Source organism: Ornithinimicrobium sp. (assembly GCF_030537745.1).
GTDB lineage: Bacteria > Actinomycetota > Actinomycetes > Actinomycetales > Dermatophilaceae > Ornithinicoccus.
Genome location: NZ_JAUNVI010000010.1, coordinates 1 through 22,107 on the forward strand (window position 1 = coordinate 1; position 22,107 = coordinate 22,107).

Consider the following 22,107-nt stretch of genomic DNA (forward strand, 5'->3'; position numbering starts at 1 on the left):
CGCCCGGTCCGACAAGAACGACCGCCCGGAGTGGCAAGAACGACCGTCCGGTGGAAGGAAGCATGAGCACCAGCACCAGCAAGAGCGGGGCGGCTTCGTCCGCTGAGCTCCAGCACGTCGACCTCGACATCACCGGCATGACGTGCGCGTCGTGCTCGGCGCGGATCGAGCGCAAGCTCAACAAGCTTGACGGCGTCGAGGCGAGCGTCAACCTGGCCACCGAGAAGGCGAGCGTCAACTTCCCCTCTGCCCTGTCCATCGCCGACATCGTCGCGACGGTCGAGAAGACCGGCTACGGCGCCACGGTCCTGGAGAGGGACCGCAGCGGTCGGGCGCCCGCGATGACGCACGACGTCGTCAGCAAGAACTCCCTGCGCACCCGGATGATCGCGGCCAGCGTGCTCGCCGCGGTGGTCGTGGTCATCCACATGGTGCCGCCGGTCGCGGACGCCTTGGGCACGACCGGTCACTGGCTCCAGTTTCTCCTGACCGTGCCGGTCTACCTGTGGGCGGCGTGGCCGTTCCACCGGGCCGCCGTGATCAACGCCCGGCACCTGTCTTCCACGATGGACACCCTCGTCTCGGTCGGCACGACCGCGGCGATGGGCTGGTCCGTCGCGGCGCTGTTCACCGGCTTCAGCCACGACATGTACTTCGAGACCGTCGCGGTCGTCACTGCCTTCCTCCTCGTCGGGCGCTACATCGAGGCTCGCGCCAAGGCGCAGGGCCGGTCGGCCCTCACCTCACTCCTCGAGCTCGGCGCCAAGGACGTCGCGATCCTGCGCCACGAGGCGCGCAGCGGATCGTGGACCGAGGTCCGGGTCCCGATCGAAGAGCTCGAGACGGGTATGCGGTTCATCGTCCGCCCGGGTGAGAAGGTCGCCACTGACGGTCGCGTCATTGACGGCAGCAGCACGATCGACGCGAGCATGGTGACCGGTGAGTCCATGCCGGTCGAGGTCACGACGGACGACGACGTCACCGGGGCCACCGTCAACGGCCACGGTCGCCTCGTCGTCGAGGCCACCCGCGTCGGCCGGGAGACCACCCTGGCACGCGTCACCGCACTCGTCGAGCAGGCACAGACGGGCAAGGCACCGGTCCAGCGGCTCGCTGACCGCATCTCCGCGGTGTTCGTCCCCGTGGTGCTGGTCATCGCGCTGGTGACGTTCGTGCTCTGGCTGGTGACCGGTCACTCGGTCGCCGAGGCGCTCGCCCCGGCCGTCGCGGTCCTGATCATCGCCTGCCCCTGCGCGCTCGGTCTGGCAACCCCGACCGCGTTGCTCACCGGCACCGGTCGCGGCGCCGAGCTCGGCATCCTCATCAAGGGCCCGCAGATCCTCGAGTCCACCAGGCGAGTCGACACCGTCGTGCTCGACAAGACCGGCACCCTGACCACCGGCGAGCCCGTCCTCACCGACGTCGTCACCGCCGGCGCCCTCCCGCAGGAGGCGGCTCTGAAGGCCGCCGCGAGCGTGGAGACCGGCAGCGAGCACCCGGTGGCCCGCGCGATCGTCGTGGGCGCTCGCGAGCGCGGAGTCAGCCCGAGCGAGATCACCGACTTCACCAACCTGCCCGGGCAGGGTGCCCGCGCCAAGATCAAGGACGTCGAGGTCACGGTGGGCAAGGCGGACCTGTTCGACGAGGTCCCCTCGGTGCTGCGGCAGGCCCTGGAAGCCGGCACGGGCACCACTGTCCTCGTCGGCTGGGCCGGCACCGCCCGCGCGGCGATCACCGTCGCCGACACCCCGCGCCCCTCGAGTGTCGAGGCGGTGGCTCGCCTGCGCGAGTTGGGTCTGACGCCCTATCTGCTGACCGGTGACAACGAGCACACCGCGCGCGCGGTCGCCCAGCAGGTCGGCATCGATGCGACCAACGTGGATGCCGGCGTGCTGCCGCAGGACAAGTTCGCACGCATCGTGGCGCTGCAGGAAGAAGGCAAGGTCGTGGCGATGGTCGGGGACGGCGTCAACGACGCCGCCGCGCTCGCGCAGGCCGATCTTGGTATGGCGATGGGCTCGGGGACGGACGTCGCCGCCGAGTCCGCCGACATCGTGCTCATGCGCTCGGACGTGGAGGCGGTCGCGGACGCCATCGGGCTGTCCCGCCGGACGTTGCGGATCATCCAGGAGAACCTCGCCTGGGCCTTCGGCTACAACATTCTGGCGATCCCACTGGCAGCCTTCGGGATGCTGACGCCGATGATCGCGGGTGGCGCGATGGCCATGTCGTCGGTGCTGGTCGTGCTCAACAGCCTGCGGCTCAAGGGATACGGGCGCCGGCAGGCATAAGCGATCGCCTCAGATGGTGACGGTGCCGCGCGTCGTCTCGAAGGTCACGTCATACAGGCACGGGCAGTCGTCGTCCTCCACGAAGCCGAACTCGACGGCCGACTCGAAGCTCCCCTTGGGGGCCTCGCTGATGCCGAGCCACTCGCGGACGACCGGGAAGTCGCCGCCCAGGGTGAGCCCGGTCAGGCGGGTCGGATTCTGCGCTAGGTGCGAGGGGTGGTCGCCCTCGGCGGAGACCCACTTGACGAAGAAGGGCAGGTTGCCCGACTCGATGACGTTCTTCACGCCGATCTGGCGCCACAGCAGCTCCACGCCCTGCGGGGTGTGGCGATTGCCGTCGACCGCGGCACGCCCAAGGCGTTCCTCGACCGGCTCGAGGTCATCGACGGCGACGACCCAGGCCATCCAGCCACCGCCCCGGGCCGAACGCGCCCGGACCGCCTGCCCGAAGGGCGCCTTGTCGGAGGCTGGGTGGTCCAGGACCCCCACGACCTCCACATAGCGGTCCTCGGCGAGGGGGAGGATGACATTGCGCGTGCCGAATCGAGGGTGCACCCCACCGTCGAGGGGCTGGACACCCAGCTCGTGGCCCAGACGCTCGGCAGTCGCCTGCAGACCCTCAGGTCCTGCGGCATAACTCACGTGGTCGATGCGCATATTCACATCGTGACACACCGGCCTAGTCGCCCCGGACACCCCCCTGGCGCCGCTGTCGCACCGCCTCGTAGACGATAATCGCGGCCGACGTCGCGACATTGAGGGAGTCGGCGCGACCGACCATGGGGATCCGCACCCGGTGGTCTGCAGCCGCGATGAGCGCGGGGGTCAGCCCGGCCTTCTCGGTCCCGACCGCGATCGCGACCGCACCGGTGTAGTCGACGTCGGTGTGCGCGAGGTCGGCTTCCGGGGTGGCAGCGACCAGAGGTATGCCGTGCTCGCGCAGCCAGTCCAGGGTCACCGCCGTGCTGTCGCTGGCCACCGGGACAGAAAACACCGTGCCCTTGGAAGCGCGCACGGTGTTGGGATTGCCCCAGTCGGTGACCGGGTCGGCGGCGATCACCGCGTCGACGCCGGCCGCGTCCGCCGTGCGCAGCATCGCGCCCAGGTTGCCGGGCTTCTCCACTCCCTGCGCCACCAGCACGAGCGGGCAATCCGGGAGCAGCGCGGACATGTCGGCGCAGCGGCGGTCCACGGTGTCGACGACGGCGAGGAAGCCGTCGGGGCCCTCCCGGTAGGCCGCCTTGGCGAAGGCCGCCCGAGAAAGCTGCACGAGCTCGGTGCCCAGCCCGCCGATCCGGTCGACCAGACCGAAGGTCAGCGCCTCCGGCCCCATCAGGTCGGGGCAATAGAACAGGACGTGCGGCACCACCCCTGCGTCCAGGGCCAGGCGCAACTCCTCATACCCCTCGATCAGCGTCCGCCCCTCCTGCTCGCGCGTGCGTCGACGCCGCAGCAGCGGCAACGCTTTGACGCGCGGGTTGGCGGGCGAGGTGATGATCAACGGGTCGCGCACGTGGCCCATCGTCTCAGGTCGGATAGATTATGCGCCTGTGGAGGGGACAGCACCGCCAGAGCCGCCCGACGTGGCGCCACCGCCCGAGCAGCCGCGTCTGCCGGGACGGTTCGCGGGCTATCTGAAGGACTGGGTGACGCAGAGCCCGACCAACCTGGGCTCGGCCGTGATCGTCGCCGTGCTCGTCGGGTCTCTGCCCTTCGGCGGATGGAAGCCGGCCGAGCGCGACGCGGTGGCACTGGCCCTGCCTGACGAGAAAGTCGACGCCGCACCCTTCGAGGTCACCGTCCACGAGGCACGCTATGCCAAGGATTTTGGCGGCGAGCTGGGCGAGGACTACGTCGAGGAGGGCAGCGAGCCCCCGACCCACGTCATTCTGGTGCTGACCCTGCGCAACACCAGCGACCAGACCCTGAGCCGGCTCGACCTGCGGGATTCCATCCACGTGTCAGGTCTGCCCGATCCCGTCGACTACGGCGGCGAGCCCACGGCCCCGGCGCACCGTTGGACGACCCAGATCCTCGACCTGGAGGGTGAGCCCGCCAGCTTCTCCGGGGTGGGCCCCGGCATGGACTACACGATCGCGCTGCACCAACGCACCGCCGCTGCGACGGGTGACCTGCCCGAAACGCTGACGGTGGAGCTGATGGGCAAGACCTACCGTCAGCTGTCCGTGGCCAACAACTATGCGTGGGCCGACCCGGCTCCCGTCGCGCAGGTGAGCGTGCCCCTCACACCGGGCGTCCGCATCACCAGGGAGGGGAGACCATGACCGTGCTCGATCAGCTCTCTCGCCGATGGGTAGGCCGCTTCGGTGTCATGGCGTTTGTCATCGCGTCGCTGGCGGTCGGCCGGGCGGTCGGGGGCGACCTGCCCGACGGCCTGGCCATCATGGCAGAGCCCCATGACCGGCAGGCCACGCTCGCCGAGCCGGTCGAGCTGCGCAACACGACTCTCACCGTGACGAAGGTGACCGTGGCCGACGCGCTCACCGACGAGCTGGAGCTGTCCGTCACCGACACCCCTGGCGTCTTCGTCCTGGTCGAGCTGACCTCTGCCGCTCGCCAGCGCAACAGCGGTCCGGACCTGATCTCGATCGCGAGCGCCGACGGGACGCGGGTCTGGGAGCGTACCCGCGCTATCAACACTTGCCTGGCCACCCAGGCCGGGCTGGTCCAGCAGTGCAGCATGGCGGTCGAGTTGCCTCCGCAGGAGCTGGCCGGCACCCAGCTGCGGATCAGCACCACGGGCTTCGACGACCGGTTCGACGACCGCTTGGTCCTGGACCTGGGCCTGGTCCCGTCCGACGCCGAGCAGGCCTGGTCCCTCTATCGAGTGCCCGCACGGACGGTGCACGCCGTGGAGCAGGACGCCGCCGATGAGTGACCTGACGCCGCCGGAGGACACGATCGTGGAGCAGGAGCAGGAGCAGGCGCAGGAGTGGCGCACGGCGCCAGGGTGGTGGCGCCGCAACCGCTGGGCGCTCATCGCGATGCCCCTGGTTCTGGCACTGGTCCTGGCGCTGGGCGGCTACCGGCTCTACACCTTCTGGTGGCAGCAGGATCTGCACGAGGCCGTGCGCCCCCAAGACGGCACCGTCGCCACGCTCACCCAGGCGTGGCGCGATGCCGACGGCGACCACACCCGGACCGTCTCCGCGCGGGTGGTCGGCGCGCAGCAGATCATCGTCTTCAAGGACTCCGAGGGGGCCCTGCAACCGGTGGACCGGATGGACGGCACCTCCGTCTGGGCCCTCACGCTCGAGGTCGAAGCTGATCCCGACCAGGTGCTCTCGGGGTGTTCCTACGAGGTGGTCGACAACCGCGGCCGGATCACGACGGGCAGCCCGCACACCATCGCCTTTAGTCTGAGCGCCGACGCATGCGTGCCGGCGAGCACCCCCGGCCCGCAATACCAAATGGGCGAGCTGTGGGGCTTCGACGACGAGGAGAGCGCCCCCCGTCCGCAGACCTACACGGTCCCGCTCTACATCCGCCTCGTCTCCGATGCCGTGCCGACCGAGCTGCGCATCAGCTGGGAGGTCCCGAAGTACCTCGCGCTGCCGGTCCCGGCCGCGGCGCCCTGAGACTCTCCCTCGCCGCGTCTAGGCGGGTCAGGCGGCAGGGCTCAGCAGCGTCAGAAGCCGCGCAACCTCGTCAGCGACGGCGTCCCGGCCGGGGCCCAGATACTTGCGCGGGTCCACCAGTGCCTCGTCGAGCAGCGCCTCGCGAACCGCCCGCGTGAGCACGCTGTTGAGGTGGGTGGCGATGTTGATCTTCGTCATCCCGGCGGCAACCGCGCTGACCAGACCAGCGTCGTCGACGCCGGAGGAGCCGTGCAGGACCAGCGGGACGGTCACCCGCGCAGCGAGCTCGGCGATCAGCGCGTCGTCCAGCACCGCGTCTCGGGTCGTCATCGCGTGCGACGAGCCGATGGCGACCGCGAGGGCGTCCACCCCGGTGGCATGGACGTATGTCGCGGCCTGCGCAGGATCGGTGCGGACCCCGGGGGCGTGAACGCCGTCCTTGCCGCCCACCTCGCCGAGCTCCGCCTCCACGGCCACTCCGCGCTCGTGGCACCAGGACACCACGGCAGCCGTCCGCGCGACGTTGTCGTCGTGCTCCAGCGCTGACGCGTCATACATGACGGACGGCACGCCGAGCTGCACCGCTGCATGGATGAGCTCGATGTCCGTCGCGTGGTCCAGGTGCACGCACACGTCGGCCGTGGATCCCGCGGCCACAGCCAGGGTGGCGGTGAGGATCGGCGCGAGGGACCCGTGGTAGGCGATGGTGTTCTCAGACACCTGGAGCACCACGGGGAGTCCGGCTCGCTCCGCGCCGGTCACGATGGCCTCGGCGTGCTCGAGCTGGATGACGTTCATGGCACCGAGTCCACGGTGGTGTGCGGCGGCCGTGGTGAGCAGCTGCGTCATCGTCACGAGGGGCATGGTCAGTCTCCGAACGTCATTGCGTCCACGCGCTGGGCACGGACGCTGGCTGTGAATGAGGCGTATGCCGACAGGTCGACCTCGCCGGCGACCGGTCGTCGAACGGCAGCGGCACCCAGGGCCACCGCACGGCAGAGCAGCTCCGGCCACGCCAGTCCGTGAGCTAGGCCCAGGGCGATGCCGGCGTTGGTGGCGTCACCGGCTCCGGTCGGATTGCCCTCGACCCGCTCCGGCGGTGTCACCAGCCAGCAGCCGTCCTCGGTGACTGCCAGCAGCCCGCGTTCTCCCAGCGTCAGCACCACTGGTGCGCCGTTGACGTCGGCCAAGTGCTTCACGGTCGGGAGCAGGTCACTGTCCCGGGTGTCGGTGAGGGTGCGGAGTTCGTCGAGGTTGGGCGTCAAGATCGCTCCGCCGCGCTCGAGCGCGGCCTGCAGCGCCGCTCCGTCGAGGTCCAGCACCACTGGCACCCCGGCGTCGTGGGCCAGGCCCGCCAGCCGACCTGGAAGCCCCGCTGGAACACCGGGAGGCAGGCTGCCGGACACCACGAGGGCCCGTGCCCCGGGCAGCGCGGTCCCCACCAGCTCCACGAGAGAATCGGCCGCGTCTGCAGGCACCGGGCTGCCCGGCTCCCACAGCGACGTAGTCTCCTCGCCTTGCACGACGAGGGTCCGGCGCAGCCGTGCCATCACGTCGAGGAAGGAGGCTCGGATCCCGAGCTCGGCCAGCGACGGACCGAAGCTGGAGTCGCCGAGCCCGAGGGCGTGCACCGGCTCGCCGAGCTGGTGCAGGACCCGGGCGACGTTGACGCCCTTGCCGCCCGCTCGCTCCACCACCTCTTTGACGCGGTGCACCTGCCCGGGCACCAGCCGGTCAACCGAGTAGGTCATGTCCAGGGCCGGGTTGCACGTGACGGTGAGGATCACGCGACCCACGTCCCGGCACGCATCACCCGGAGCGGGCGCAAGTCTGCGTCAGCCTCCACGATGTCGGCGCGACAGCCGGCGGCCAGTGATCCGACCTCGTCCTGCAGGCCGATCACGGCCGCCGGTCGCGATGAGGCGCAAGCGACGACCTCGACCGGGTCGAGGCCCGCATGGACCTGACGTCGGACAATGTCGAGCAGCCGCGAGGTGCCACCGGCCAGCGAATCACCGTGGGCCAGCCGAGCGACCCCGTCGCGCACCCGGACCGCCGAAGGACCGAGTTGGAAGGTGCCGTCCTGCAGGCCAGCCGCGGCCATCGCGTCGGTCACGAGCACGACCCTGTTCCCACCCACGAGCGAGAACACCGCAGCGACCATGTCGTCGGCCAGGTGCACACCATCGGCGATGAGCTCGAGGTGCGCGGCGCCGGCAGCCGCCGCGTTGAGGGCGCCGATGACGGGACCTGGGTCCCGGTGGTGGATGGCGGGCATGCCGTTGAAGAGGTGGGTCACCAGACCGGGTTGAGCGCGCCTCAGCACTCGTTCGACGGTGGCGGCATCCGCTTCGGTGTGCCCGACAGCGGCGATCACCCCGCGCGCGGAGAGCAGCTCGATCACGGCGTCCGCGCCCGGCAGCTCCGGCGCCACGGTCATGATGCGCACGTGGCCCCGCCCTGCGTCGAGGAGCTCGTGGAGCAGTCCGAGGTCCGGCGTGCGGATCCAGGCGGGGTCCTGCGCCCCGCAGCGTGCCGTCGAGAGGAAAGGACCCTCGATGTGAATGCCGATCAGCGACCCCGTGTCTACCCCGTCCGCGAGCGCCGCGATCGCGGCCAGCATCCGTGGGGGGGAGTCGGTGACGGTGCTGCCCATCAGCACCGTCGTCCCTTGACCAAGATGGTGGGCGGCGCCATCGCGCACCTGCCGCTCATCGGCGACGCTGAAGGAGGAGCCGCCTCCGCCGTGGCAGTGCAGGTCGACGAGCCCAGGTAGGAAGACGACGTCGGAGCGCGGCGGTGACGCTTCCGCACTCGGCTGGGCCGGCGCAACCCGGACGATCCGGCTGCCCGCGATCTCGATGACCGCGTCGGGAAGGTCGGCGTGCGGGGTGATGACCCGACCGCGCAGCGAGGTCATCGACGCAGACCCAGCTCGGCTATCGGGCTGGTGCTCTCGGCGGGCAGGCGGGCCGCCAGATCGAGGGCAAGGTGGCCGGCGCCGAACATGCCCGCTCGGCTCCCCAGCGGGCTGATGCGGATCGGCGGGACCGTCGCGACGTGGGACCGCTCTGTCATCGCGGTGCGCAGGGGGCCGACCAGGGCATCTCCGGCATCCGAGAGTCCCCCGGCCAGGATGATCGAGCCTGGGGCCGTCAGGGTGCAGACGCTGACGAGTGCATCCGCGAGCGCGTTGATCGCCCCCTGCCAGACCGCAGCGGCCACCGGGTCGGTCGCGACCCGTTCGACGACGGCGCGCGCACCCTCGACCTGGTGACCGGTCCCGTCGCGATAGGCGCGGACGATGGCGTGCGCACCGGCGATGCCTTCCAGGCACCCGCGTGCGCCGCACCGGCAGAGCGTCCCGTCGGGGCGGACGACCATGTGTCCCAGTTCACCCGCCTGCCCGGACACGCCCCGGACAGGCGCCCCACCGACGAACATGACGGAGGCGATGCCGGTGCCGAGCACGACGACGAAGGGATCCTCGCGCGTGCCGGCGGAGCGGTGCACCGCTTCACCGGCGGCCTCGACGTCATGTCCGACCTGCACCGGGATTCCCCAGCGGCGCGCGAGCGGCTCGCCGATCGGACAGTCGACGAGGTCGAGATTGACGGCACGCAGTGAGACACCGGCCGCTTTGTCGATCAGACCAGGGACGACCACGCCCGCGGCGACGACCCGCGTGCGCTCGACGCCCTGCACCGTGTCGAGCAGCTCATCACCGATCTCGCCGATGACCTCGATGATTCCCGGTCCCCGGCGACTCGGGCGCCGGCTCTCGGAGAGCACCTCCAGGTTGGCGTCCAGCACCGCCGCTTTGACCGACGTCGCGCCGACATCGAAGGCAAGGACCAGGCTGGTGCTCGAGGGCTCGGCCGTCATGAGATCAGCGCGCCTCTTGCCGGTCGAGGACCACCGAACGGCTCAGGTTGCGCGGTTGGGCCGGGTCCAGACCAGCGCTCTGCGCGCGGGCAATGCACAGCAGGTGGACGCGCACCAGGTCTGCCATCGCGTCGATCGGGGCCCACTGGAGGTCGGCACCCGTCACGTCCAGATCGGCGCTGAAGTTGTCCACCAGGTCCCCGAAGGCCCACACGACACGGCCAGGTGCCGCGATGCTGATCGGACCATGGCGATACTCCATCATCGGATAGGACTCGGTCCACAGCTGCGCGGCCTCGCGCAGCTTCAGGGCAGCCTCCTCAGCGATGCCGTTGGTCCAGCCGCGGCCCACGAACGTGATCTGTTCGGCCGCCAGCGCGGAGGTCAGCTCCGAGACGCCCGTCGCAAGCACCGCCTCGGCCTGGGCGGCGACCTCGGTCAGGTCCTCACCCAGATGCCACCGCAGCATCGCCAGGGTCGTGGTCGCGAAGCGCGTCTGCACCACCGACTGCTCGTCGACGTCCGGGGTGAGGACAGGCGCTGCGAGCGCAACGGCGGGTGAGGTCGCCGACGTCGTGATCACGGTAGCGGGAAGGCGGTCCTTCGTGGCGGCCAGCAGATCGAGCACCTCCGTCGTCGTGCCGGATCGGGTGATGGCGACCACTCGGTCGTAGCCCCGGTCGAGCCGGGCTTCGGTGGGGCTCCAGGCATCCGTCACGCCGAGTCCGGCGGACTCTCTCAAGGCGGCGTAGGCGCGCGCCATGAACAGGGACGTGCCGCACCCGACGACAGCCACCCGTTCACCGGCAGCGGGCAACTGGTCACGGTGTTGTTCCGCCGTCTCACGGGCCTGAAGCCACTTCTGCGGTTGAGAGGCAATTTCGCTCTGGAGAGGGCTCGATGGAGCGGGCGAGGTCATGTCGGGTCCTTCGTCGTAGTGGGTTGGGGCGACAGGATCGTCGAGGGGTCGCGGTGGGTCGGCTGCCATCAACTCTTGACGGCACCAGCTGAAAGACCGGAGCGCCAGTAGCGCTGGAGGGTGAAGAAGAGCACGATCAGTGGGATGACGCTCAACAGGGCGCCCAGCAGGATCGAGCCATACTGCGGATTGAAATAGCTCATCATCCCGTAAAGCCCCAGCGTGACCGGCTTGAGCTCTGGAGAGCTGATCATCATCAGCGGCAGCAGGAAGTTGTTCCACGTCGCGACGAAAATAAACAAGAAGATGGTCACCATGGCGGGGCCGAGGAGTCTCAGCACGATCGAGGCGAAAATCCGCAGCTCGCCGGCACCGTCGAGCCGGGCCGCCTCGAGGAGCTCGTCGGGGACCGCTGACTGCGCGTAGATCTGGCCAAGGAAGACCCCGAAGGGGCTCACGCACGAGGGGATGATGACGGCCCACGGGGTGTTGACCAGGCCGATGTCGTGAAACATGAGGTAGAGCGGGACGGTGAGCAGGGAGATCGGCATCAACAGTCCGACGAGGATGATGCCTTGCACAGCGTTCTTACCAGGTATGCGGAACTTCTCGAGTGCATAGCCGGCACTGACCGACGCCAACGTGCCGACGACCCCCGCCGCCGTGGAGTAGACCACCGAGTTGCCGACCCAACGCCAGAAGTGCCCCTGCGTCCAGGACAACAGGCCGGCGTAGTTCGTCGCAAGATTGTTGTCTGCGGTCAACAGCGGGTTGGAAGAGATGAGGTCAGCGTTGCTCTTGGTCGAGGACACCACCAGCCAGTAGACGGGGCCGAGGAAGAGCACCAGCGCGAGCAGGAGGACGGTCCACGTCAAGACCTTGGTAGAGCGCGCCGGACGCAGGGACCGGGGTAGCGCATCTGCAGTAGTCATCTCAGTCCATACTCCTTCTCTGGGCGAAGGCATAAGCGGCCGCGAGCAGCGCCGCGAGCAGCGCCATCACGATGGAGATAGCAGACGCGGGTCCGTCACCCGACGGGCTGACGGTGCCGGTCAGCGAGTTGTAGGCCATCATCATCGGCGTGTAGGCCTTGCCCATCCACGGGTTGACGGTCGCGAGGACGGTCGGCTCCGTGAACAACTGGATAGTGCCGATGATGGACAAGAGCACCGCGAGCATCGCGGCCCGCTTGACGAGCGGGATCTTGATCCACCGCACGATCGCGAACTCACCTGCACCGTCCATCCGGGCGGCCTCGTAAAGGTCGCCGGGGATGGACAGTAGAGCGGCCAGGAAGATCAGCATGTTGTAGCCGGTGAAGGTCCAGGTGGTCATCGTCGCCATCGAGCCGAGGATTGTGCCGGGAGCAAAGAAGTCGACGGTCAGGTCGACGGGTTGGCCAACGAGGTTGGACACCACTCCGGAAAGCGCGGAGAGCCCTTCGTTGATCGGGGAGAGCACGGGACTGAAGATGTAGGTCCACACGAGCGCGGCCACGATGCCCGGGATGGCGTAGGGCAGGAAGAAGCTGAGCCGGAAGAATCCCACCCGGCGCACCACGAGGGAGTCCAGCAGGAGTGCCAGCAGGAGCGCGCCGCCGATCATCACCGGGATCTGGACGGCGCCGAAAAGGAGCACGCGACCCACGCCGAGCCAGAAGAGCTCGCTGGTCACCACGTCGGCGTAGTTCTTCAGGCCGACGAACTTGTCCACCAGCTCACCCCCGCCATACACCGAGCCGCCAGAGACCGTCTGCTGGAAGAACGACGCCTTCAGCGACACTGCGATCGGCGCGAGGAAGACGAGCGCAAAGAGGATGGCGAAGGGGGCCAAGAAGGCCCAACCGATCCGGGCGTCACGGCGGCTGCGGGTCCGGTTGGCGCGGTCCTTTCCAGCATTCTTCCCAGGCGGGACGGCGGGTAGGGATGCTGGCGGAGAACCGGTGGTCATGGCGGTCATCGCACGTCCTTCAGAATGGGGACCCACCGGTGCGGCCCCGCTCCAAGCGGGGTCCGCACCGGCCGATCATGTCGTGGAGTCACTCAGCGACCGGAAGACCCAGGTCTTTCAGGGAGCTCACGGACGCTTCCTGGGCGGCGGTGAAGATGTCCGCCACCTTGGCCTCGCCCTTGCCGGCCCGGTCAGCAACCTGCGCCATCTCCGCTCCCACGGCAGGGAACGTCGGGATGTAGGAGAAGTCCGGGTTGAGGTCCGCGGTCGCCTGCGCCAACTCGGCGAAGACATCCTGACCACCGTAGAACGCCTTGATGCCCTCTGGGGTCGTCATGGTGCCGGAGGCGGCCACCACGAGACCCTGGCTGACGAGGTCATCGATCTGGGTGTTGAACCAGTGGTTGAACTCCATCGCCTGCGCAGGGTTCTCGCAGCTCTTCATGACCGCAACGCCGGAACCGCCGTCGGGGCCAGTCATCGCCTCGCTGCCGAGCTGCGGGAGCTGGGCGACGGCCCACTGACCCGCGTTCTCGGAGTCGGCCATGTCGCCGGCCAGCAGCGGGGCTTCCCACGCCGCCCCGATGGTGCCGATGAGCTTCTGGTCTGCCAGCGCCTTCTAACTTCGCCTGGTTCGGGGACTACCTCCTCGAACCGATCACGTCGTTCCTGCAGGCGCGGCAGATCGAAGCCGCCAGCGGTGCCGTCGTCACCTTCTCCACGCTGGGCCTGCACTCGGCGACGCGCGGTGGAGCACACCACGCCCTCGCTACCGTGTTTGAGGACCCCACGCTCGTCGCACCGTCGACAACTCACCCACCTCGCTGATGGACGCTTCACACGTGTCCGGCAGCGCTAGCGCTCACCGGAGGAAGAACATGCATGCCGACCACGAGTCAACGACCGGCACCCCTACGCTCACCGTTGCGGACGGCACCTTCCGCAAGGGAGGCGAGCCGCACCAGATCCTCAGCGGCGCGCTTCACTACTTCAGAGTCCACCCCGAGCTGTGGCACGACCGCTTGCAGCGGCTGCGGGCGCTCGGGCTGAACACCGTCGAGACCTACGTGGCGTGGAACTTTCACGAGCGACGCCGCGGAGAGATTGACTTCACCGGCTGGCGTGATCTCACCCGGTTCGTTCGTGAAGCGCAGTCACTGGGTCTCGACGTGATCCTGCGGCCAGGACCCTACATCTACGCCGAGTGGGACTTCGGCGGCCTGCCCGCCTGGTTGATGGCCGAGCCAGACCTTGCCCTGCGCACGATGGACCCGCGCTTCATCACCGCTGTCGACGCTTGGTTCGACGCGATCTGTGACGTGATGCGTCCCCTCCTCGCGACGCACGGCGGGCCGGTCGTCGCGGTCCAGGTCGAGAACGAGTATGGCTCCTACGGTGATGACGCGCCCTACCTTGAGCACTGCCGGGCGGCACTGGTGGATCGCGGGATCGACGTCCTCCTCCTGACGTCCGATGGGCCGGGTCCAGACCTGCTCGCTTCCGGATCCGTCCCAGGTGTGCACGCCACCGTGAACTTCGGATCACGGGTCGACGCGGCTTTCGCCGAGCTTCGCCGTGTCCAGCCGTCCGGACCGGACATGTGCATGGAGTTTTGGAACGGCTGGTTCGACCACTGGGGCGAGCGCCACCATACCCGCGAGCCCGCGGAGGCGGCTGCGGTCCTCGAGGAGATCCTCGCGCGGGGCGCGAGCGTGAACTTCTACATGGCTCACGGAGGCACGAACTTCGGACTGTGGAACGGCTGCAACGTCGAGGACGGCCAGCTCCAGCCCACCGTGACCAGCTATGACTACGACGGCCCGGTCGGAGAAGCCGGTGAGCTCGGCGCGAAGTTCTATGCCTACCGCGAGGTCCTGACCCGCTACGCCACCGGACCGGTGCCCGAGCCGCTGGCCCTCCTGCCCAGGCTGGCGCCAGGACAGGGCGAGGTGACAGAGTGGATGTCTCTGCTCGACAGCCTCGATGCCTTCGACCCGCCCGAGTCTGCTCCGATGCCACGCTCTATGGAGCAACTCGGTCAGGACCATGGGCTGGTGCTCTACCGTGGCCATGTCCTGCTCCCGCCGCAACCTCCGGCTCTCGTCCTCGACGGACTGGCCGACCGCGCGACCGTGATGCTCGACGGCGCCGTGATCGGGATCGTGGACCGTAACCACGCACTGCAAGAGGTCGCCCTCGGTAGTGTGCCTGCGCATGGCCCCCACCCCTGCGACCTGGTGGTCATCGTCGAGAACCAGGGTCGGATCAACTTCGCCCACGCTATCGGCGAGCACAAGGGCGTCGCCGCGATCCGACTGGGACGCCGCCTCATCCACAACTGGCAGAGCTCGGCGCTGCGGCTGGACGACCCCACCCTGACCGCACGGCTCGCCTTCGGTCCGGAACCCGGGTCGGCTGGCCCAGTCTTTGCTCGGACGGTGCTCTCCGTGGACCAACCTGCGGACGGGTTCATCGCGCTTCCCGGGTGGGGCAAGGGGTTCGTCTGGCTCAACGGCTTCCTGCTCGGTCGCTACTGGGAGGTTGGTCCGCAGGTCACCCTGTATGCGCCAGCACCGTTGTGGCGTGCGGGGCTCAACGAGGTGGTCGTGCTCGAGATGGAGCACGCCGGCTCCATCGTCGAACTGCGCTCGGAGCCGGACCTCGGTGCAGGCCGGGGCGTCGAGATCGGAGTCCCGGCGGTCGCCGCAGCCGTGGTCTGACGGATCCGGATCCCCGGCCCGAGGCGCGTCGTCGCTGTTCAGGCCTTGGCGGCGGCCGCCGCCTCGATCTCCGACTCCGCCTCCTGCGCAGGTGCCACCAGGAACCGGTCGACCGCGGCGGCCACGAGCACGGTGATCAGCACGAAGCTCACCGCGCTCATCGCGATGTCGACGTACGTCGAGGATGCGACCATGAAGTCGACGTCACGAGGCCCGAGGACCCACCGCAGCAGGCGCCCGAGGCCGTTCTCGGCCTGCCGGGCCAGCACGAAGACCAGGCACAGGGTCACCATCGGGACCAGGCCCGCCCTCACCAGGGTCAGCAGGCCTTTGCCCAGGCCCGCGAAGCGGTTGCGGACCGAGTTTGCCGGGGCCACCACCCAGGCGCGAAACCAGGCCGGCAGCAGGTCCACGTGCGCCTTCTCGGCCACGCCGGCGCCCACCTGCTCCACGCGGTGTAAGCGCTGCTCGACGGCCGCAAGGTGTCGGCGGAGCCGGTCGTCCTCCAGCTCCAGGCCCGGGGGTGGCGCGGGCTCCCCGAGCTGGCGACCGTAGACGACGGCACCCACGGTGAGCCAGGCCAGCGGGATGACGACCAGCGTGTCGAAGTCGCCGAGGATGGACCACAGCCAGGACACCGCCCGGTCGGCGGCACCACCCACGGGCCCTAGCGCACTCACCACGTCAGCCCAGCCGTCGAGCAGCCACTCCACGAACACCCGGCTCTTGATCCAGTCCCATCCACCGACGAGGCTGGCCACGTTTTTGGCCGCGAAGACCAGCCAGATCGCCTCGACCCACGCCGCGAGCAGGCCGAAGACGACGTGCCGCTCCGGCAGGTCAAAACGGTCCAGCGCCCAACGCAGCACCAGCGCGATCACGACGGTGGCCGCCACCACCCAGGGGCTGAGGTCGGCGATGGTCCGCGCCGACATAGTCTCGCCGATGAGCACATTGGTCTGGTCCATCTCGTCGCTGACCACTTCGTTGAGGTAGCGCCGGGTGTCTTCGCGCAGATAGCCCTGCGCGGCATACAGCGCCAAGAACGGGATCAGCGCGGAGGCGACGATCTGCAGCCGCGCGCCCATCGAAAGGTGACCCCCCTCCACGTGCCGCAGCGACGGCATCACGTGCCGCAGCATGAGGATGAACGCGGTCAGGGTCGCCAGCGGAGCCAGTGGCACGATGAGCGCGGAGAGCAGCGGGCTGAACTTGCTCGTCACGAAGGCGCCCCACAGCGCCGCCTCCCGCCCGGCGGCGCCGAGCAGGAAGATGACCAGCAGCACCGGCCAGTGCGCCCACAGCAGGCGCAAGCCGTCGATGACGACCGCCAGAGCGCTCGCGACGGCGCGGCCGATCTCGCGCAGGACTCCCCTCACGAGCACGAGTGTATGACGTGCCCGCGCCACCGGGATCGTCTCCTCGCTTCACGCCAGGTCGGCGAGCACCTCGTCCAGCGCCTCGGCGGCCCCGTCCTCCTGGATCGTGCCGGTCACCAGGTTGGCGGCGGCGATGACTTCCGGCGGCGCCTGACCCATGGCGTAGCCGCGCGCCGCCCACGCCAGCATCTCCAGGTCGTTGCGCTGGTCCCCGACCGCGACGGTGCGGTGCGGCTCGATGCCGAGCTGACGCCGCAGCTGCTCCAGGGCAGACGCTTTGGACACCCCCTCGGGGGCCAGGTCCAGCCAGGCGCTGTAGCCGACGGCATAACTGACGCCGTGCAGCCCGATTCGCTCGATGAGCTGGGCGAACTCCTCGGAGGTCGAGCTGGGGTCGCGGAAGGTGACGCGGGTGGCCGGCCGAGCCACCAGTTCCTCGACCGGGACGATCATCTCCTCGCCCCACAGCTCCCCTGGCGGGAAGGGCGTGCTGACCTTGAAGCCGACCCCGACCTCCTCGACCGCAACGAGCACGGAGGGCAGCTCCCGGCGCACCAGCGAGACCGCCGGCGCCGGATCAAAAGTGATGACGTCCTCAAGCCGGAACCCGCCCTCGGCGTGCGGGTCGACGGAGACGGTGACCGCGCCGTTGGAGCAGACCGCAGGACGGCCGGGAGTCAGCAGCCCCAGCCGCTCCATGACCGGCAGCGTCGCGACCACGGACCGGCCGGTGGCGATGACGACCGTGACGTGGGCCAGCGCGTCGAGCCTGCGGACGGCGGCGGCCACTCGCTCGGACAGGCGCCCGTCGTGATGCAGCACGGTGCCGTCGACGTCGAGCGCGATCAGCAGCGGGAGGTCGCGGACAGGGTGCCGGAGCGCACCGGGATCCTTCTCGATCTGTGTCACACCGGCACCCTAGCGCTCAGTCCTTGAGGGCTAGCGCCTTGCGCCAGCTCAGGCTGCCAGAGGTGTGCAGCAGCGAGCGGTGGTAGAGACGTGCCCCCAGGCGGATGGTCAGCAGGCAGAATCCGAGCACCAGCAGCAGCGCCACGATCGGCTCCCACCACTCGGCCTTGCCCTCCAGGATCCGCATCGGCATCAGGATGGTCGACATGATCGGCACGAACGACGCGATGTCGCGGGCCGTGCCCTGCAGGTTGATCCCGACGATGAACGCCAGGACCAGCAGCATGGTCAGGGGCATGGTCGTGGACTGCAGGTCCTCGACGCGGGAGGCCAAGGCGCCGGCCGCCGCCCAGATGCAGGCCAGGGCAAGGAAGCCGAGGACGAAGAAGGGGATGTACCACGCGATGCCCGCCGCCAGGCCTGGCAGCGCCACGTCATACTCGGTAAAGGTCAGCCCGATCAGGCCGACCGCGACGATCAGGACCAGCTGGACGAGAGCGAGCAGGGTGTTGCCCAGGACCTTGCCGAGGAGGAGCTGGCGCACCGGGATGGCTGCCGCGAGGATCTCCACGAGCCTGGACTGCTTCTCTTCGACCACGCTGCTGGCGATCTGCATGCCGAAGAGCAACGAGGCCATGTAGAAGAGCATCGCGAACACGAAGCCGAGGATGAACGCCAAGAACCCGTCGGACCCGTCGGCCTTGGCCGTCAGGTCCCTCGCCGTCAGCGACGAGCCCTGCATGAGGGTAGGCAGGTCGGTGCCGGCAGCCTCCGCGTTGGCGGCCAGCGACTGCTCGCTCACGACCTGCCCGACCAGCATCTGCAGCTCGGGGTTGGTGGGCCCCTCGTCGACCAGCTCCCAGCCGTCCGCGGTGGCGATGAGTCCGTAGTCCACGTCGCCGTTGCGCGCAGCTGCCTCGACGGCCGCCGCGTCCCCGAGCTCGACGCTGGTGACCTTGGCCTCGGGGTCCCCGGCCTTGGCGGCCTGGTCGACGGCAGTGACGATCTGGGTGCCCGCTGACCCCTCGACGCCGAGCTGGTAGGACAACGAACCACCGCCCAAGAAGCTCTGGGCGATCAGCACACCGAGCAGGATCACCAGGCTCAGGCCAGTCCCCATCAGAAAGTTCTTGTCGCGCAGCCGCACCTGGATCTCGCGGGCGGCGACCAACGGCCACTTCGCGCTGGTCTTGCGGGGTGCTTGCGTCAGTGGCGCCGCCTCGGGGGCTCTGGCCAGGGTCTGCTGGGTCGTGCTCATGCTGCCACCTCACGGTAGATCTCGGACAGGGTCGGGCGGATCCGGCTGAACTCCCGGACGCCCCCGCGCGCGACGGCGTCCGCGAGGAGGCGCTCCGCGACGACCTCGTCGGCCGGCTCCAACAGCACACTGGGTCCGTCCAGGTCGATGACGCGCACCCCCGGCACCCCGCGCACCCATCCGGTGTCGATGGTGGCGGTGAGTCGATAGCGCAGCGGCGCATTGCCCCGCAGGTCCTCCGAGGTGCCCCGCGCGACGACCTTGCCCTGATGGAGCACGACGATCGAGTCGCAGAGCCGGTCGACGAGCTCGAGCTGGTGGGAGCTGAAGAGCACTGGCACCCCGCGTGCGGTGTGCTCCCGCAACAGCTCGCTCATCTGGTCGACGGCGGCCGGGTCGAGACCCGAGAACGGCTCGTCCAGGATGAGGGCGACCGGGTCGCCGAGCACCGAGGCGATGATCTGGGCACGCTGCTGGTTGCCCAGCGACAGCGTCTCGACCTTGCTGGTCAGGCGATCCCCCAGGCCGAACCGTCCGAGAAGTTCGGTCGCGGTCGATCGCGCCGCGGTCGCGCTCATCCCGTGCAGTTGCCCGAGGTAGACGAGCTGTCCCAGGACCGGCTGCTTGGGATAAAGTCCGCGCTCCTCCGGCATGTAACCGAACCGACTGCGGTCCTGCGCCGTCGCGGGCGCGCCCTGCCAGCGGACCTCACCGGACGTCGGCGCCAGCACCCCCATGATCATCCGCATCGTGGTCGTCTTGCCTGCCCCGTTGCCCCCGACAAAACCGACCATGTGCCCGGGGGCGACCTCAAAACTGATGCCGTCGGCGGCGAGCACGTCCCCATAACTGCGCGTCAGGTCCTTGACCTCAAGCATCGTGTCCTCCTGGTGTGTGTGCACTCAACGCTAGAGGCCGGTGCGGGCCCAACACATCGGCCCTGGGGGGGACATCCGGACTCCGTCCTGAGTCGGAGACGGGGGCCTCAGGGTCCGGGCGTCACCAGGCCGGCGTCATAGGCGGCGATGACGGCCTGGACCCGGTCACGCACGACCAGCTTGGCCAGCACATTGGACACGTGGGTCTTCACCGTCGCCTCACTCACGAACGCCTTCCGGGCGATCTCGGAGTTGGAAAGGCCCCGGGCCATCAACGAGAGCACCTCCCGCTCGCGGGCGGTGAGCTGCGGCAGCGGCAGCGGCAGCTCCCGCTCACTGCCATCCTCTGCCCCACCCCCGGCCCCCTCGCCGTCCGTCATCCGGCGGATCACCCGCATCGTCACCTCGGGCGCGAGGAGGGCATGCCCGAGCGCCACCGCACGGACAGCGGCAACGAGGTCGTCCGGGTCAGCGTTCTTGAGCAAGAAGCCGCTGGCCCCCGCCTGGAGGGCATCGAAGAGATAGTCGTCGCGGTCGAAGGTGGTCAGGATGACGACCTTGGTGAGCGGGTGCTCCGCGGTGATCCGGCGGGTGGCCTCGATCCCGTCCAGGACCGGCATCTGCACGTCCATGAGCACCAGGTCGGGCTGCAGCCGGGCGACCGCTGCGACGGCTTGCTCACCGTCACCGACCTGGCCCACGACGTGGAGGTCGTCCTCGACGGACAGGATCATCGCAAACCCCTGCAGCAGCAGCGGCTGGTCGTCGACGAGCAGGATGCTGATCGTCGGATCACTCATGCGGTGATCCTCTCATCGGCCGCAGCCGCCGTCCTGCCTCTGCCCTCCAGCGGGAACCCGACCAGGACCCGCCAGCCCGGCGTGCCCTGCCGCGGCCCGGCCTCGGCCGCCCCACCGAGGTGCTGGGCGCGTTCGCGCATCCCCTGCAGCCCGAGACCGGTGCCGGCAGTGCCCGCTCGGGCGTAGCCGTCATCGACGATCTCGACCTCCAGGCGGTCCTCGTCCTCATCGACGCGGACGACGGCCTGGGCGTGGCGAGCACTGGAGTGTCGGTGGACGTTTGCCAGCGCCTCCTGGACGATCCGGTAGGCCGACAGCTGCACCGGCGCCGGCACCCGTCCGGCCGCGCCCGGCACCGACTCGACGACGGTGACGGTGACCTCACACGTCGGGGTGCTGCAGGTCCGCGCCAGTGCAGGTAGGTCGTGCAGGGTCGGCTGGGGTGCGCGCTGCCGGGCACCCCAGGCGGCGCGGTCCGCCATACCTTCGTCTCCGCTTCTCTCGTCAAGCTCATCGCTGCGCAGGGTCCCGAGCAGGTCGCGCATCTGGCCGACCGCGTCACGGGAGGAGGACTCGACCGCGCTCAGCGCCGAGCGGGCCGCGTCGGGGTCGCGGTCCATGACTCGGCGGGCTGCCGCGGCCTGCACTCCCATCACGGAGACATGGTGAGCGACGACGTCGTGCAGCTCGCGCGCGATGCGGATCCGTTCGGCCACCACGGCCTGGTCGCGCAGCCGGGTCGCCTGACACTCGATAGTCCGCGACTGTTCGACCGTCTGGGCGGTGTGGCGGGCACCGTTCCAGGCGACTTGGCCCAGGATGATCGAGCCGCCGAAGAAGAGCACATTGTTGAGCAGCAGGAAGAGTCCGAACGCGACCGGGACGCCAAACAGACCGATCTGCTCGGGCACCTCCTCGGCAAACTGCAGACTCATCTGGTGCAGGCCGCTGCCGAAGGCGAACGCCCACGCCAACCAGCCGATCATGAGCGCGAGCACCAGGCCGACGGCAGCGACGACCGCGCGGCGGTCACGGCCCCACGCGACGCCGGAGAAGATGAGGAAGAAGTAGAGCATCTGCATCGGCAGGGTGCTCATCGTCATCGGCAGCAGCAACCCCAGGGCCAGCAGATGGGCGCCGGTGAGCACAGTGACGAGGATCGGGCGCGTCCGGCGGAAGGGCACCAGCGCCACGAGGGTGACCATGCCGACGTACTGCCACCCGGTGCCGTAGGTCTCCTCCGCGAAAGCTCCTAGGCTGCGCATCGTCTCGGCACCCAGCGCTAGGACGAGCAGCGCGAGGACCGTCAGCCGGACATCGGGGTGCCGCTCCGCACGGGTGGGCACGGGCCGCTCCCAGTCGACGTCAGCGCCGAACCATCGGTCGACCCTGCTCAGCACCGCTGCCACCGCGTTCTCCCACTCATCCCTCCAGGGTAGGCAGCAGCGCCGCCGCGCGCCTCAGCCGCAGGTCGTAGACCCAACGGGTGACAGGTCGTCACGACCGCCCATCCTGCTCC

21 protein-coding genes are annotated in these 22,107 nt (G+C 69.4%); 5 read left to right on the top strand and 16 right to left on the bottom strand.

Annotated elements, in window-relative coordinates; translation table 11 throughout:
- Window positions 1-62 precede the first annotated feature (62 nt).
- Window positions 63-2,291: a cation-translocating P-type ATPase gene (locus Q4P07_RS03825; RefSeq protein WP_303373570.1), complete on the top strand. Its 2,229-nt coding sequence runs from the start codon at window positions 63-65 to the stop codon at window positions 2,289-2,291.
- Between the two features lie 9 nt (window positions 2,292-2,300).
- On the opposite strand, the gene Q4P07_RS03830 is transcribed toward Q4P07_RS03825, so the two are convergent.
- Both Q4P07_RS03830 and Q4P07_RS03835 read right to left on the bottom strand, forming a co-directional pair.
- Window positions 2,301-2,948: a VOC family protein gene (locus Q4P07_RS03830; protein WP_303373571.1), complete on the bottom strand. Its 648-nt coding sequence runs from the start codon at window positions 2,946-2,948 to the stop codon at window positions 2,301-2,303.
- 22 nt (window positions 2,949-2,970) lie between these two features.
- Window positions 2,971-3,813: an RNA methyltransferase gene (locus tag Q4P07_RS03835; RefSeq protein WP_303373572.1), complete on the bottom strand. Its 843-nt coding sequence runs from the start codon at window positions 3,811-3,813 to the stop codon at window positions 2,971-2,973.
- 28 nt (window positions 3,814-3,841) lie between these two features.
- Between Q4P07_RS03835 and Q4P07_RS03840 the strand changes: the two genes are divergently transcribed.
- From Q4P07_RS03840 to Q4P07_RS03850, 3 genes are read left to right on the top strand one after another with little or no spacing between them, the layout of a single operon-like run.
- On the top strand, window positions 3,842-4,576 hold the full coding sequence (locus tag Q4P07_RS03840; protein ID WP_303373573.1) for a hypothetical protein: 735 nt from the start codon (window positions 3,842-3,844) through the stop codon (window positions 4,574-4,576).
- A complete protein-coding gene (locus Q4P07_RS03845) occupies window positions 4,573-5,190 on the top strand; it encodes a hypothetical protein (protein ID WP_303373574.1) in 618 nt (205 codons plus the stop codon). Before Q4P07_RS03840 ends, Q4P07_RS03845 begins: the two co-directional genes overlap by 4 nt.
- On the top strand, window positions 5,183-5,890 hold the full coding sequence (locus tag Q4P07_RS03850; RefSeq protein ID WP_303373575.1) for a hypothetical protein: 708 nt from the start codon (window positions 5,183-5,185) through the stop codon (window positions 5,888-5,890). The genes Q4P07_RS03845 and Q4P07_RS03850 overlap by 8 nt, the downstream gene beginning before the upstream one ends.
- A 27-nt stretch (window positions 5,891-5,917) precedes the next feature.
- Here the strand turns inward: Q4P07_RS03850 and Q4P07_RS03855 are convergent, their stop codons facing one another.
- The 8 genes from Q4P07_RS03855 to Q4P07_RS03890 all read right to left on the bottom strand — a co-directional run bounded on the left by Q4P07_RS03855 (window position 5,918) and on the right by Q4P07_RS03890 (window position 13,191).
- The gene (locus Q4P07_RS03855; RefSeq protein WP_303373576.1) at window positions 5,918-6,754 is read right to left on the bottom strand and encodes a class II fructose-bisphosphate aldolase; all 837 of its coding nucleotides are present in this window, start codon (window positions 6,752-6,754) and stop codon (window positions 5,918-5,920) included.
- A gap of 2 nt (window positions 6,755-6,756) precedes the next feature.
- A complete protein-coding gene (locus tag Q4P07_RS03860; protein ID WP_303373577.1) occupies window positions 6,757-7,677 on the bottom strand; it encodes a 1-phosphofructokinase family hexose kinase in 921 nt (306 codons plus the stop codon).
- Complete coding sequence (locus tag Q4P07_RS03865) at window positions 7,674-8,810, bottom strand: N-acetylglucosamine-6-phosphate deacetylase (protein ID WP_303373578.1); 1,137 nt, start codon at window positions 8,808-8,810, stop codon at window positions 7,674-7,676. The genes Q4P07_RS03860 and Q4P07_RS03865 overlap by 4 nt, the downstream gene beginning before the upstream one ends.
- On the bottom strand, window positions 8,807-9,775 hold the full coding sequence (locus Q4P07_RS03870; RefSeq protein WP_303373579.1) for an ROK family protein: 969 nt from the start codon (window positions 9,773-9,775) through the stop codon (window positions 8,807-8,809). Before Q4P07_RS03870 ends, Q4P07_RS03865 begins: the two co-directional genes overlap by 4 nt.
- A 4-nt stretch (window positions 9,776-9,779) precedes the next feature.
- The gene (locus tag Q4P07_RS03875; protein ID WP_368660245.1) at window positions 9,780-10,592 is read right to left on the bottom strand and encodes an SIS domain-containing protein; all 813 of its coding nucleotides are present in this window, start codon (window positions 10,590-10,592) and stop codon (window positions 9,780-9,782) included.
- Window positions 10,593-10,762: 170 nt separating this feature from the next.
- Window positions 10,763-11,626 carry a carbohydrate ABC transporter permease gene (locus Q4P07_RS03880; RefSeq protein ID WP_303373581.1) on the bottom strand — a complete coding sequence of 288 codons (864 nt, stop codon included), beginning with the start codon at window positions 11,624-11,626 and terminating at the stop codon, window positions 10,763-10,765.
- 1 nt (window position 11,627) lies between these two features.
- Window positions 11,628-12,653, bottom strand: a complete 1,026-nt coding sequence (locus Q4P07_RS03885) for a carbohydrate ABC transporter permease (RefSeq protein WP_303373582.1) — start codon at window positions 12,651-12,653, stop codon at window positions 11,628-11,630.
- A gap of 79 nt (window positions 12,654-12,732) precedes the next feature.
- Window positions 12,733-13,191 carry a hypothetical protein gene (locus Q4P07_RS03890; protein WP_303373583.1) on the bottom strand — a complete coding sequence of 153 codons (459 nt, stop codon included), beginning with the start codon at window positions 13,189-13,191 and terminating at the stop codon, window positions 12,733-12,735.
- Window positions 13,192-13,486: 295 nt separating this feature from the next.
- On the opposite strand from Q4P07_RS03890, the gene Q4P07_RS03895 reads away from it, so the two are divergent.
- Window positions 13,487-15,364 (top strand): beta-galactosidase family protein, encoded by a 1,878-nt coding sequence (locus Q4P07_RS03895; RefSeq protein WP_303373584.1) that lies wholly within the window; start codon window positions 13,487-13,489, stop codon window positions 15,362-15,364.
- A gap of 38 nt (window positions 15,365-15,402) precedes the next feature.
- Here Q4P07_RS03895 and Q4P07_RS03900 read toward each other — a convergent pair whose 3' ends face one another.
- From Q4P07_RS03900 to Q4P07_RS03925, 6 genes are all read right to left on the bottom strand, one after another.
- Window positions 15,403-16,743 carry a hypothetical protein gene (locus Q4P07_RS03900; protein ID WP_303373585.1) on the bottom strand — a complete coding sequence of 447 codons (1,341 nt, stop codon included), beginning with the start codon at window positions 16,741-16,743 and terminating at the stop codon, window positions 15,403-15,405.
- A gap of 48 nt (window positions 16,744-16,791) precedes the next feature.
- The gene (locus Q4P07_RS03905; RefSeq protein WP_303373586.1) at window positions 16,792-17,652 is read right to left on the bottom strand and encodes an HAD family hydrolase; all 861 of its coding nucleotides are present in this window, start codon (window positions 17,650-17,652) and stop codon (window positions 16,792-16,794) included.
- 16 nt (window positions 17,653-17,668) lie between these two features.
- Window positions 17,669-18,910 carry an ABC transporter permease gene (locus Q4P07_RS03910; protein ID WP_303373587.1) on the bottom strand — a complete coding sequence of 414 codons (1,242 nt, stop codon included), beginning with the start codon at window positions 18,908-18,910 and terminating at the stop codon, window positions 17,669-17,671.
- Window positions 18,907-19,788, bottom strand: coding sequence for an ABC transporter ATP-binding protein (locus tag Q4P07_RS03915; protein ID WP_303373588.1), 882 nt, complete (start codon window positions 19,786-19,788; stop codon window positions 18,907-18,909). Before Q4P07_RS03915 ends, Q4P07_RS03910 begins: the two co-directional genes overlap by 4 nt.
- Before the next feature lie 107 nt (window positions 19,789-19,895).
- Window positions 19,896-20,588 (bottom strand): response regulator transcription factor, encoded by a 693-nt coding sequence (locus Q4P07_RS03920; protein WP_303373589.1) that lies wholly within the window; start codon window positions 20,586-20,588, stop codon window positions 19,896-19,898.
- Entirely contained in the window at window positions 20,585-21,988 is a 1,404-nt protein-coding gene (locus Q4P07_RS03925) for a sensor histidine kinase (RefSeq protein ID WP_303373590.1), read from the bottom strand. The genes Q4P07_RS03920 and Q4P07_RS03925 overlap by 4 nt, the downstream gene beginning before the upstream one ends.
- Window positions 21,989-22,107 lie beyond the last annotated feature (119 nt).

Bases quoted from the DNA above. Each gene is read 5' to 3' on its own strand.
- Q4P07_RS03825 (WP_303373570.1), top strand. From the start codon at position 63: ATGAGCACCAGCACCAGCAAGAGCGGGGCGGCTTCGTCCGCTGAGCTC.
- Q4P07_RS03830 (WP_303373571.1), bottom strand. From the start codon at position 2,948: ATGCGCATCGACCACGTGAGTTATGCCGCAGGACCTGAGGGTCTGCAG.
- Q4P07_RS03835 (WP_303373572.1), bottom strand. From the start codon at position 3,813: ATGGGCCACGTGCGCGACCCGTTGATCATCACCTCGCCCGCCAACCCG.
- Q4P07_RS03845 (WP_303373574.1), top strand. From the start codon at position 4,573: ATGACCGTGCTCGATCAGCTCTCTCGCCGATGGGTAGGCCGCTTCGGT.
- Q4P07_RS03850 (WP_303373575.1), top strand. From the start codon at position 5,183: ATGAGTGACCTGACGCCGCCGGAGGACACGATCGTGGAGCAGGAGCAG.
- Q4P07_RS03855 (WP_303373576.1), bottom strand. From the start codon at position 6,754: ATGCCCCTCGTGACGATGACGCAGCTGCTCACCACGGCCGCCGCACAC.
- Q4P07_RS03865 (WP_303373578.1), bottom strand. From the start codon at position 8,810: ATGACCTCGCTGCGCGGTCGGGTCATCACCCCGCACGCCGACCTTCCC.
- Q4P07_RS03870 (WP_303373579.1), bottom strand. From the start codon at position 9,775: ATGACGGCCGAGCCCTCGAGCACCAGCCTGGTCCTTGCCTTCGATGTC.
- Q4P07_RS03880 (WP_303373581.1), bottom strand. From the start codon at position 11,626: ATGACTACTGCAGATGCGCTACCCCGGTCCCTGCGTCCGGCGCGCTCT.
- Q4P07_RS03885 (WP_303373582.1), bottom strand. From the start codon at position 12,653: ATGACCGCCATGACCACCGGTTCTCCGCCAGCATCCCTACCCGCCGTC.
- Q4P07_RS03890 (WP_303373583.1), bottom strand. From the start codon at position 13,191: ATGGCCGACTCCGAGAACGCGGGTCAGTGGGCCGTCGCCCAGCTCCCG.
- Q4P07_RS03910 (WP_303373587.1), bottom strand. From the start codon at position 18,910: ATGAGCACGACCCAGCAGACCCTGGCCAGAGCCCCCGAGGCGGCGCCA.
- Q4P07_RS03915 (WP_303373588.1), bottom strand. From the start codon at position 19,788: ATGCTTGAGGTCAAGGACCTGACGCGCAGTTATGGGGACGTGCTCGCC.
- Q4P07_RS03920 (WP_303373589.1), bottom strand. From the start codon at position 20,588: ATGAGTGATCCGACGATCAGCATCCTGCTCGTCGACGACCAGCCGCTG.